At 70.3% G+C, this 6,625-nt stretch carries 7 protein-coding genes; 4 read left to right on the forward strand and 3 right to left on the reverse strand.

What is annotated here, in order from left to right:
- Nucleotides 1-669, reverse strand: a 669-nt coding sequence (locus ABTU92_RS27785; RefSeq protein WP_408094823.1) for a hypothetical protein, incomplete at its 3' end; no start/stop codon positions are given.
- Nucleotides 670-855: 186 nt separating this feature from the next.
- Complete coding sequence (locus ABTU92_RS27790) at nt 856-1,470, reverse strand: ribonuclease D (RefSeq protein WP_408094824.1); 615 nt, start codon at nt 1,468-1,470, stop codon at nt 856-858.
- A 411-nt stretch (nt 1,471-1,881) separates the two neighbouring features.
- Between ABTU92_RS27790 and ABTU92_RS27795 the strand changes: the two genes are divergently transcribed.
- The gene (locus ABTU92_RS27795; protein ID WP_408094825.1) at nt 1,882-2,538 is read left to right on the forward strand and encodes a septal ring lytic transglycosylase RlpA family protein; all 657 of its coding nucleotides are present in this window, start codon (nt 1,882-1,884) and stop codon (nt 2,536-2,538) included.
- Nucleotides 2,539-2,574: 36 nt separating this feature from the next.
- Here ABTU92_RS27795 and ABTU92_RS27800 read toward each other — a convergent pair whose 3' ends face one another.
- Entirely contained in the window at nt 2,575-3,519 is a 945-nt protein-coding gene (locus ABTU92_RS27800) for a LysR family transcriptional regulator (protein ID WP_408094826.1), read from the reverse strand.
- A 640-nt stretch (nt 3,520-4,159) separates the two neighbouring features.
- Here ABTU92_RS27800 and ABTU92_RS27805 point away from each other — a divergent pair.
- From ABTU92_RS27805 to ABTU92_RS27815, 3 genes are all read left to right on the forward strand, one after another.
- Nucleotides 4,160-5,056, forward strand: a complete 897-nt coding sequence (locus ABTU92_RS27805; protein ID WP_408094827.1) for a fumarylacetoacetate hydrolase family protein — start codon at nt 4,160-4,162, stop codon at nt 5,054-5,056.
- Nucleotides 5,057-5,065: 9 nt separating this feature from the next.
- Nucleotides 5,066-6,244 (forward strand): hypothetical protein, encoded by a 1,179-nt coding sequence (locus tag ABTU92_RS27810; RefSeq protein ID WP_408094828.1) that lies wholly within the window; start codon nt 5,066-5,068, stop codon nt 6,242-6,244.
- Nucleotides 6,245-6,331: 87 nt separating this feature from the next.
- A partial coding sequence (locus ABTU92_RS27815) for an SDR family NAD(P)-dependent oxidoreductase (protein ID WP_408094829.1) occupies nt 6,332-6,625 on the forward strand: 294 nt, incomplete at its 3' end.

Here is a 6,625-nt window from a genome sequence, read left to right on the forward strand (position 1 = left end):
CACCGAGCCGCCGTCGGAGATGTCGAGCCGGTTGGCGTCGACGGTGCCGTTCGGCAGCGTCACCTTGACGGGCGCCTCGGAGACGATGGTGCCCTTCTTGACGTCCAGCACGGCCTCCTGGAGCTTCGCCTCGAAGCCCTTGCCGGTGCGCACGGTGACGGCGCCCTGGTCGTCGGTGTCGACCTGGGCGCGCAGATCGGTGAGCTCGAGCAGGTCCGGCCTGCTCAGGTCCTGGGCGGCGGCGCGGGCCGTGAGGGCGTAGGGCTTCTGGTCGGCCGTGAAGCCGGCGAGGCGCGGCAGCTCCATGGTGATCTTGGAGCCGCTGACGACCAGCTTGCCGGGATCGATCACGGTCTCGACCGGCTGGAACGGGTTGAAGAACACGGCGACCACGAGCACGCCGCCAGCGGCCACGATGGCGGCGGGGATCGCGATCCGCAGCAGGCGGATCATGCGGCTGTGGCGGGCCGCCCGGCGGAACCGGCGGTCGGCGTCGTTCTTGGGCAGCAGGCGCGCCCGCGACGCCTCGCGCGCGGTCGCCTCGCGCACCGGCATCCCGCGGCCCGATCCGTCCCGGCCCGACAGGTCGCGCGCCGACACGCCGGCGAGGGCGCCGGCCCGGTGCGGACCGTCTCGGTAGGATGCGGGCACGGCGTTCAGGCGGTTCATCCCCAGCGTCTCGCTCCGGAACCCAGATCCTGTAATCCCAGGTCCCTGTAACCCCAGGTTCCTGTAACCCCAGGAGGCTCGTCCGGGCGATCACGAGCCCGACAGGGTCGCCCGCGAATATGGCCGTCCCACGGCGGCCCTCGCAGGCCTCGCCCGATCGGGCGGGGCATGCCGTCACACCAGCCCTCACGAATGGGCGAAGATGTCCTCCTCGGCCCAGCCGGCGAGGTCGAGGATCGCCCGCACGGGCAGGAAGCCGAAGCAGGCGGTGGCGAGATCGGTGCGGTTCTCGCGCGCCAGCATCTCCTCCAGCCGCGCCTTGAGGGCGTGCAGGTGGAGGACGTCGGAGGCCGCATAGGCGATCTGCGCCTCGCTGAGCTCGTCGGCGCCCCAATCGGAGGATTGCTGCTGCTTCGAGACGTCGATGCCGAGCACCTCCTTGACGAGATCCTTGAGGCCGTGGCGGTCCGTGTAGGTGCGGGTCAACCGCGAGGCGATCTTGGTGCACCAGACCGGGCCGGGCATCACGCCGAGGGTCTTGTAGAGGACGGCGAGATCGAAGCGGGCGTAGTGGAAGATCTTCAGCCGCTGCCGGTCGGCGAGCAGCGCCATCAGATTGGGCGCGTCCGGGTTGTCGCGCGGGATCTGGACGACGTCGGCCGAGCCGTCGCCGGGCGAGAGCTGGACCACGCACAGCCGATCGCGGGCCGGATTGAGCCCCATCGTCTCGGTGTCGATGGCGACCGCGCCGGTGTAGCGGGCGAGGTCCGGCAGGTCGCCGCGGTGCAGACGGATCGTCATGGTCGCAGTCCGGTTGCGCGCGGTCTTGATGGATGCCGAGTCGACGGCAGCCCGGGCCGCGGTGTCTGGGGTCGCAGCCGACCGGCGTCATGTCGGGCGGCGCCGGGACTGCGCGAGGCCGGCCGTCGGTCGACCGTTGGCCTGACGCACCAATGGCCTGACCGACAACGATTTTCAGCCTCAATTCGGCCACCTGTGTAGCACACGCTCGAAGCCGGTCAACGGCGCGCGGGGCAAGGCGCGTCGACGCCACGGGGGGCGGCCGCGATCCGGCCGCGGAGCGGGCCGGCTCTTTTCGGTCGGTCGCGTCGAATGGGGAGCCGGTGCGTTCTCGCCGGCGGGGACAGCATGCGCGCGTTCGCGTTGCGTGAATCGATCGCTTTTTACGTGTCGTCTTCGGGTGGATCAGTCTTGCGGGCACCCCTGATGGGGGTGCTGGGCGGCGCCGGCCTGTGGGTCGGGCTCGCCGGCGCGGTGCTGCCGGAGGCCGCCGCCACCGAGGCCGCCGACCGGACGGCGCGGACACCCCCGTCCAAAACCACCACGACGACGTCGACTTCGACCGGCACGGCCGCGACCCGGGTCGCCTCGGCGGCGCCGGGCGAAGCGGTGCCCGTCGCCGTGCCGGTGCCGCGCCCGCGTCCGGCCAGGATGGTCGCCGCGCCGGCCGGGCCACCCAATCCGCTGCAGTCCACGTCCACTTCGGCGGGGGCCGGCCCGCAGCTCGCCTCCCTGACGCCGCCGGCGGTCCCGCTACCGCGTGCCCGGCCGGCCGGCGACACGGGGGATCCGCGCTGCGGCGGCGGCAGGCTGGTGCGCTCGGCCTACTACTGGCAGGGCACCAAGACGGCGAGCGGCCAACGCTTCGATCCGGACGGCTTCACGGCGGCGCACCGCACCCTGCCGTTCGGCACCCGGCTGACGGTGAAAAATCCGCGCACCGGCCGCGCCGTCGAGGTGGTGGTCAACGACCGCGGCCCCTACACGCCCGGCCTGCACATCGACATCAGCCGCGGCGCCGCCCGCGCCATCGGCCTCATGGGCACCGGCACGGTCTGCCTGATGTGAGCTCTGCCCGGCGCCGGCCGACGGCGGCGCCACCCCTCACGGCGCGGCCGTGGCGGACGCGGCGTCGCGCAGGTCGGTCTCCTCCTGCGCCAGCGTGCGCAGGATCTTGGCGAAGCGCGCCGCGACCGGCGACAGCTTCTCGCCGCGCCGCCAGACGAGCCCGACCGGACGGGGCGGGCCGACATCCTCCAGCGGGATCACCTTCAGGCGGCCGGCCGCCGCCTCGACTTCGACCAGGCGCGGCGAGATCACCGACACGCAGGCCGAGTTCATCACGATCGCCTTGATGGCGAGGATCGAGTTGGTGCTGATGCCGCGCACCGGCCAGGCCTGGCCGACCGAGGTGAACACCAGCTCCATCTGCTGGCGGAACGCGCTGCCGCCGGCCGGCAGCACCCACTGCACGTCGGCGAGATCGCGGAGCCGCACCGAGGCGCGCTGCGCGAGCGGATGGTCGGGCGCCGCGATCAGCGACCAGTCGACGCCGAACAGCGGCTCCTCCTCGATGTCGGTGTATTGCGGGGCGATGCCGAGCCGGCGCACCAGCACGTCGAGCTGACGGGTGCGCAGCATCTCGGTGATCTCCTGGTCGAGCCCGTCGATCACCTTGATGGCGATGTTCGGGCTCTCGCGCATCAGGAGTTCGAGGCAGCGCGGCACCAGGTCGACGGCCGTCACCGGGGTGATGCCGAGCGCGAGCGTGCCCTCCAGCCCCAGCGAGCGCATGCGGATCTCCTCGCCGGCGCGGCCGAGCAGCGATTCGAGCGCCTGGGCGTAGAACACCAGCGCGTCGCCGAAGTCGTTGAGTCGCGCCCCCTGGCGGCCGCGCTCCAGCACCTTCACGCCGACCTCGCGCTCCAGGAGCGCGATGCTCTGCGACAGCGCCGGCTGGGACATGTTGACGGCTTCGGCCGCCCCGCTGATCGAGCCGTGCCGCGCCACGGCGAGAAGCTCCAGGAGGCGGCGCGGTTCGATCTTCATCGTGGGGTCGATCCTGTCGGCGGCGAGGCCCGGGCCGCCCGATGCGGGCCGGAGCCTATACGCTTCGCCCCGGGCACGGAAGGCGGCGGAGCCGCCCCGACCGCGAACCAGGGGTAGCGCCGCGGCCCGCCGAATCGCCCGACGGTGGGCGCGCCTTGCCGGAATGCCGGTCCGGCTGCGCACGACGCGCATGGACGCCGGCACCGGCGTGCTGCGCTGCAACGAGGGCGCGCCGGTCCTTCGACGCCGCCTGCATCACCGCCCGAGAAATCCGCAATGTCCCTCGAAGCACTTGCGTAAACTACGAAATTCGGAAAGCGCGAGGCGGCCGTCCGGTCGGCGATGGCGATCGTCGCGGCCGTTCTGGCGACGTGACCGGCCGTGCTGCGCCGCACACCGGGTCCGTACTCGTGCCCATGGGCATAATCGGGCCCGATAGCGTTCCCAAAACTCCATATTGGACCTCGATCGCGCCCCGCTCCACTCTCCGGCCCGACGACGACCTCCGGTTCGAGGTCGTGAACACGAGCGTTCTCATCGTTCGGCATCACCGACCGAGGCCGGGACCCGGCCGCGCCGCGACCACCCCCGGGCTCGCGGGTCGGGGACCACCGGAAACGCCTGCATCAGGAGACGAGGCATGAAGCTAGCCACATTCAAGGTCGGGACCGAGCAACTGGTCGGCGCCGTCGACGGCAACGAGGTCGTCGTGATCGACGTGCCGGACATGCGCACGCTGTTCGAGCTCGGCGCCCCGGTGAAGGACCAGGCCGAGAAGCGCCTGACCAAGCGCCGCTTCAAGCTCGCCGACGTCAAGCTGTGCGCGCCGATCCAGCCGAAGAAGATCTTCCACACGGCCGGCAACTACGCCGAGCACGCCCACGAGGGCGACCGCTCCAACTGGGTCGCCGCGATCAAGCCGTGGATCGTGTTCTTCCAGAACGTCGACGCGATCATCGGTCCCGAGGATCCGGTCGTCTATCCGGAGCATCTCACGAAGTGCCTCGACTACGAGCTCGAGCTGTGCGTGCTGCTCGCCAAGCCGGGCAAGTTCTTCACCGAGAAGGAAGCGTCCGAGTACATCGGCGGCTACGTGATCTTCAACGACATCACCGCGCGCGACATCCAGCGCCGCGAGATGGAATCGGCGAACTTCTGCTTCTCGAAGTCGATCGACACCTTCTGCCCGTTCGGTCCGTGGATCGTGACGCCGGACGAGATTCCGGATCCCTACAATCTGAACCTCGAGCTGCGGGTGAACGGCGAGAAGCGCCAGATCTCCAACTCGAGCCACATGTCGGTGACGATCCCGCAGCTGCTCTCCAAGTTCTCGCCGCTCGGCTACAACGCCGGCGACATCCTCACCACCGGCACGGTGTCGGGCGTGGCGGCGTTCAGCGCCGATCCGGAGGCCTGGTATCTCAAGCCGGGCGACGTGATGGAGGCCGAGATCGAGAAGATCGGCGTGCTCCGCAACAAGGTGATCTCCTGGAAGGAGGCCTACGGGGTCGACGCGCCGGCGTGGCAGGGCTTCTGAGGACCGGCCATGATCGATCGCACCAAGGTCTGGTCCGGCACGCTCAACGAGGTCGCCCTCGCGGGCCGTTCGAAGCGCGCCGCGAAGTTCTACGACACGACGCTGCGTGACGGCGAGCAGGCGGTCGGCGCCGCCTTCGATCCCGAGCAGAAGCTCGAGATCGCCAGGATGGTCGACGGCCTCGGCGTCGGCCGCATCGAGGCGGGCTTCCCGCGCGTCTCCGACGAGGACAAGGAGGCGATCCGGGCGATCGCCAAGGCCGGCCTGAAGGCGGAGGTGTGGGGCTTCTCACGCGCTCTCGTGGACGATGTGGCCGCGGTGATCGACCTCGGCCTGAAATACTGCGTCATCGAGGCGCCGATCTCCGATCCCAAGCTCGCCGCCCTCGAGGTCACCCGCGAGAAGGTGCTGGAGCGGATCAAGACCGCGGTGAAGTTCGCCACCGAGAACGGCATCCATGTCTGCTTCTTCGGCGTCGACTCGACGCGCGCCGATCTCGGCTTCTTCGAGCACGTCTACAAGACGGCGCTCGACGTCGGCGCCAAGGAGATCGCGGTCGTCGACACGCTCGGCATCGCCACCCCCGAGGCGGTGACGTTCCTGATCGGCAAGTCGCGCGAATGGGTCGGCGAGAGCGTGCCGATTCATTATCACGGCCACAACGACTTCGGTCTCGCGACCGCGAGCGCGGTCGCGGCGATCGATGCCGGCGCGGCCTGGATCCACGGCACCGTGGACGGCATCGGCGAGCGGGGCGGCAACGCCAACATCCCGGAGATCGCGCTGGCGCTCGAGCTGCTCTACGGCATCGACACCGGCCTCGACCTCACCAAGGTCCGCAAGGCCTCGGAGCGGCTGCGGCAGATCGCCCGTTACGGGCTCGAGCCGTGGAAGCCGGTGGTCGGCGAGAACCTGTTCGTGCGCGAGACCGGCGCGGTGGCGGCGCAGTTCCACCTGCCGCACGCGATCGAGCCCTACGCCGCCTCGCTGCTCGACACGCCGCGCGGCATCGTGCTCGGCAAGAAGAGCGGTGCCGCGTCGATCACGCTGAAGGGCGAGGAGCTCGGCCTCAAGGTCGGCGACGACAAGGTCCCGGTGCTGCTCGCCGAGGTCAAGAAGCTCGCCCTGCAGAAGCGCGGCCTGCTGACCGACGCGGAGTTCGTCGAGATCGTCAAACGCCACGGCTGATTATCCCCGGCCTCGTGCAGACGAGGCGAGCCCGGCCGCACACGCGGCCGGGTTCCGGGAGATCACGCTTCGAGAAGGAACACTGAGATGGGTCGTTTCCAGGACAAGAAGGTGCTCGTGACGGGCTCCGGCCGCGGCTTCGGTGCCGTGCTGGCGCTCGCCTTCGCGGACGAGGGCGCCGACGTCGTCGTCCATTACAACTCCTCCGCCAAGGGCGCCGAGGAGGTGGTCAAGCAGATCGAGGCGAAGGGCCGCAAGGCGATCGCCGTGAAGGGCGACATCGGCTCGCATGCCGACGTCCTCAAGATCGCCGAGACCTGCTTCGGCAGCTTCGGCGGCTGCGACGTGCTGGTCAACAATGTCGGCGACATGGCGCTCGAC

Source organism: Rhodoplanes sp. SY1 (genome assembly GCF_046000175.1).
GTDB lineage: Bacteria > Pseudomonadota > Alphaproteobacteria > Rhizobiales > Xanthobacteraceae > Rhodoplanes.

Coding starts and splice junctions, on each gene's coding strand:
- ABTU92_RS27810 (WP_408094828.1), top strand. CDS start 5,066: ATGATCGATCGCACCAAGGTCTGGTCCGGCACGCTCAACGAGGTCGCC.
- ABTU92_RS27790 (WP_408094824.1), bottom strand. CDS start 1,470: ATGACGATCCGTCTGCACCGCGGCGACCTGCCGGACCTCGCCCGCTAC.
- ABTU92_RS27805 (WP_408094827.1), top strand. CDS start 4,160: ATGAAGCTAGCCACATTCAAGGTCGGGACCGAGCAACTGGTCGGCGCC.
- ABTU92_RS27800 (WP_408094826.1), bottom strand. CDS start 3,519: ATGAAGATCGAACCGCGCCGCCTCCTGGAGCTTCTCGCCGTGGCGCGG.